Raw genomic sequence first — 3,659 nt, forward strand, 5'->3', positions numbered from 1 at the left:
CGCGGAGCCAGGGCTCGGGCGATCCGGCCTCGGTCGCCTGCGCCACCGCCTCGCCGGCCTCGGCGATCCGCGCGCCGATCCCGGGCCCGGCGTACAGCGTGGTGCCGACCCAGATCAGCCCGAGCACGGGCAAGCCGAGCAGCCAGCCCTTGGATCGCAGGCCGTCAAGCGATGCGGGCGGATGGCGAGACGGCACGGGCTACGATCCGATGATGGCGGGCGATCCTCGTCTCACAGAGCGCATGATCGGGCACGGGTCCCCTCCCTCGCGCGGGAGAGAGTGCTGCGCCGTGCTTCGAACACGCCGTCCGGTGCCGCCACCCGGAGATGTGTGAGTCCTGGAACTTCTGCACCGGAAACCTGAACCGCCATCGCGGCATCATGAAGGCCGGCGGACGCTCACCCTTCGCGCAGCATCTCCAGCTCGAGCCAGCGCTCCTCGGCGCCGGACAGCTCGACCTCGGCCTGGGCGAGCATCGCCGACGCCTTGTCGAAGCGGGCCGCGTCGCGGGCGTAGAGGCCGGGATCGGCCAGCACCGTGCGCAGCTGCGCGATCGCGCCCTGCAGCTTCTCCATCCGCGCGGGCAGCGTCTTCAGCTCGTGCTGGTCCTTGAAGTTCAGCTTCGCCTTCGACGCGGGCGCCGTGTCCGCCCTTTCGCGAAGGTCGGCCTTTGCCCCGCTCTTGGCGTCGGCTTTCCCCTCGGCTTTTCCCTTGGCGCCGGCGCGCGCCTGCACGCCGATCCCGCGCTGGTTGACCATGTCGGAGTAGCCGCCGGCATACTCGACCCAGCGCCCCTCCCCTTCCGAGACCAGCACGCTGCCGACGACGCGGTCGAGGAAGTCGCGGTCGTGGCTCACCAGGATCAGGGTGCCGGAATAGTCGCCAAGCATCTCCTGCAGCAGGTCGAGGGTCTCCAGATCGAGGTCGTTGGTCGGCTCGTCGAGGACCAGAAGGTTGGCCGGCTGCGCCAGCGCGCGGGCGATCAGCAGCCGGTTGCGCTCGCCGCCGGAGAGCACCGACACCGGCGTGCGCGCCTGCTCGGGGGTGAACAGGAAGTCCTTCAGGTAGCCGACCACGTGGCGGCTGACGCCGTTGACGACGACGGAATCGCCGCTGCCGCCGGTCAGCACCTCGGTCACGGTCATGCTCGGCTCGAGCACCGCGCGGGCCTGGTCGAGCAGCATCATCTTCAGGTTGGTGCCCTGGCGGACGCTGCCGTCGTCGGGCTGCAGCTTGCCGGTGAGCAGGTTGATTAGCGTGGTCTTGCCGGCGCCGTTGGCGCCGACGATGCCGAGGCGGTCGCCGCGCATCACCCGCAGGGACAAGTCGGCGACGATCCGGCGCTCGCCGAAGCTCTTGCTCGCGTTCTTGGCCTCCATCACCAGCGTGCCCGAGGCCTCGGCCTCGCCAGCCTGCATCGTCACGGTGCCGACCGGGCGGCGGTCGTCGCGGCGCTCCTTGCGCAGCGCGTGCAGGTTGCCGAGGCGGCGCACGTTGCGCTTGCGCCGGGCGGTGACGCCGTAGCGGAGCCAGTGCTCCTCGTCGTTGATCTTGCGCTCGAGCTTGTGCCGGTCGCGCTCCTCCTCCTCGAAGAACGCGTCGCGCCAGGCCTCGAAGCCGGAAAACCCCTGCTCGATCCGGCGGGTGACACCACGGTCGAGCCAGATCGTGGCGCGGGACAGGGCGGAGAGGAAGCGCCGGTCGTGGCTGATCAGCACCATCGCGGCGCGGGTGCCCTTCAGCTCGGCCTCGAGCCACTCGATCGCCGGCAGGTCGAGGTGGTTGGTCGGCTCGTCCAGCAGCAGCACGTCGGGCTCGGGCGCCAGCGCCTGGGCGAGCGCGACGCGGCGGCCCTCGCCGCCCGAGAGCCGCGTCGGGTCCTCGCTGCCGTCGAGGCCGAGGCTTTCGAGCAGGTAGCGGGCGCGGTGATGGGCGTCGCCGTCGCCGAGGCCCGCCTCGACGAAGTCGAGGGTGGTGGCGAAGCCGGAGAAATCCGGCTCCTGGGCGAGATAGCGGATCGTTGTGCCGGGCTGGACGAAGCGGACGCCGCGATCCGGCTCGACGTGCCCGGCGGCGATCTTCATCAACGTCGACTTGCCCGATCCGTTGCGCCCAACGAGGCAGGTGCGCTCGCCGGGCGAGACGGAGAATCCCGCTCCCTCGATCAGCGGCGTGCCGCCGAAGGTGAGCGCGATGTCTTGAAGGGTCAGGAGCGGTGGGGCGGCCATGGCCGGGCTTATGGCAGCGCGGCCGCCTCACCACAAATGCCGATGCGCTCAGGCGACCGGGTCGGCGGGGCCGGTCGGCGTCGGCATGCCGGGCGTGGTCACGGGGACCTCGGCCGGGGTGATGCCGGGCGCCTCGCTCGGGGTTTCGCCGGGGATCTCCGGGCCGGGCGCAGGGCTCGGCACGGTCGGCGGGTCGTAGGGCGTGTCGGGGGCCGGCGTCGGGTTCGTCGGCACCTCGGGGATCGCGCCGGGATCGGCCATGGGAAACGCTCCTCGCTGGGGTCGCGGCGCGTCTTGGCGCGCGCCGCGTGACGAGCGTGAACGGCGCGGTCGCGCCGGGTGTTCCGGTGCTACTTCTTGGTCAGCAGCAGGTTGCCTTCCTTGCCGACCATCTTCTTCACCTTGTCGGCGAACAGCGCGAGCAGCAGCGGCAGGTGGCACTCGACGCGCACGCTCTCCTGGCCGACGTCGATCTGGCCGTTCATGTTCTGCTTCATCGCCGAGATCGCGAAGTCGAGCCGGTCGCCGGTCCAGGCGAGGTTCTCGATGGTGACGCCGCTCTTGGCGAGCAAGGCGCGCCCCTGCTCGACACCGGTCTCGATGCGGCGGCGCGCCTCGTCGCGGCCGAGGTCGTGCGGGATGTCGACGATGAGGGGTTTTGCCATGGCTTTTCGCGCTGCGTCTCCGGTTCAGGCCCGGAGATGGGGCCGGCCGGTGTGCAGGGCAACGCCGGCCGGCCTGCCCATCAGTTCACGACGTGCAGCGAGACGTAGGTGGTGCCGCCCATGCCGAGCGCCCGGGCCGAGCCGCGGGACAGATCGATGATGCGGCCATGGACGAACGGGCCGCGATCGTTGATCCGCACCACGACCGACCGGCCGGTGCGCCGGTTCTCGACGCGGACGCGGGTGCCGAAGGGCAGGCTGCGGTGGGCGGCGGTCATCCCGTTCGGGTTGAAGCGCTCGCCGCTCGCGGTGCGATGGCCGCTGCCGTACCAGGATGCGCCTCCGCTCTGGGCGGCGGCCGGCAAGGAGGCGGCGACGAGCGACAGGGCGGTTCCGAGGGTGACGGCGGCGTTTCTGGCGACGGGTCGGAAAAGCATGCTTCGGTCCTTGGCTGTTGACGAGGGCGGCGCCAATCGAGACCGAACGGGGCTGAAATGAGACCCCCACATTTTGGGCAGCCGAATCACATTCCGGCCGAATTTCGAAGATGTCGTCCGCATTCGCCGCTGCAAGCAACGCGCAAGCATTGAAGACTTGTCTTTTTCTCGGCGCGAATGCCCGATTACGGTGCGGTATAGTCTTCATACCCCCGCACAGGGACGCAGGAAGAACCGCCATCGAGGTCCGAGACGTGCGCTCAGCGAAACCCTGCTGCCCGCCCTGCGACTGAGCTTGGCCGTAGCGTGGGGCCGGGCCGGGCTCGTG

At 70.4% G+C, this 3,659-nt stretch carries 5 protein-coding genes; all 5 read right to left on the bottom strand.

Annotation, left to right across the window (positions count from 1 at the left end):
* Positions 1 to 196 (bottom strand): hypothetical protein (locus FV223_RS22650; protein ID WP_147729104.1); only part of this gene is annotated, 196 nt, incomplete at its 3' end.
* Between the two features lie 203 nt (positions 197 to 399).
* Positions 400 to 2,229: an ATP-binding cassette domain-containing protein gene (locus FV223_RS22655; RefSeq protein WP_147729105.1), complete on the bottom strand. Its 1,830-nt coding sequence runs from the start codon at positions 2,227 to 2,229 to the stop codon at positions 400 to 402.
* A 48-nt stretch (positions 2,230 to 2,277) separates the two neighbouring features.
* A complete protein-coding gene (locus FV223_RS22660; RefSeq protein WP_147729106.1) occupies positions 2,278 to 2,490 on the bottom strand; it encodes a hypothetical protein in 213 nt (70 codons plus the stop codon).
* Between the two features lie 89 nt (positions 2,491 to 2,579).
* A complete protein-coding gene (locus FV223_RS22665) occupies positions 2,580 to 2,894 on the bottom strand; it encodes a polyhydroxyalkanoic acid system family protein (RefSeq protein WP_147729107.1) in 315 nt (104 codons plus the stop codon).
* Positions 2,895 to 2,974: 80 nt separating this feature from the next.
* Entirely contained in the window at positions 2,975 to 3,331 is a 357-nt protein-coding gene (locus FV223_RS22670) for a septal ring lytic transglycosylase RlpA family protein (protein ID WP_246689766.1), read from the bottom strand.
* Positions 3,332 to 3,659: the final 328 nt, after the last annotated feature.

This window comes from Methylobacterium sp. WL116, assembly GCF_008039455.1.
Lineage (GTDB): Bacteria > Pseudomonadota > Alphaproteobacteria > Rhizobiales > Beijerinckiaceae > Methylobacterium.

Excerpts from the sequence above, each read along its gene's own strand:
- FV223_RS22655 (WP_147729105.1), bottom strand. The coding sequence starts at position 2,229 with ATGGCCGCCCCACCGCTCCTGACCCTTCAAGACATCGCGCTCACCTTC.
- FV223_RS22660 (WP_147729106.1), bottom strand. The coding sequence starts at position 2,490 with ATGGCCGATCCCGGCGCGATCCCCGAGGTGCCGACGAACCCGACGCCG.
- FV223_RS22665 (WP_147729107.1), bottom strand. The coding sequence starts at position 2,894 with ATGGCAAAACCCCTCATCGTCGACATCCCGCACGACCTCGGCCGCGAC.
- FV223_RS22670 (WP_246689766.1), bottom strand. The coding sequence starts at position 3,331 with ATGCTTTTCCGACCCGTCGCCAGAAACGCCGCCGTCACCCTCGGAACC.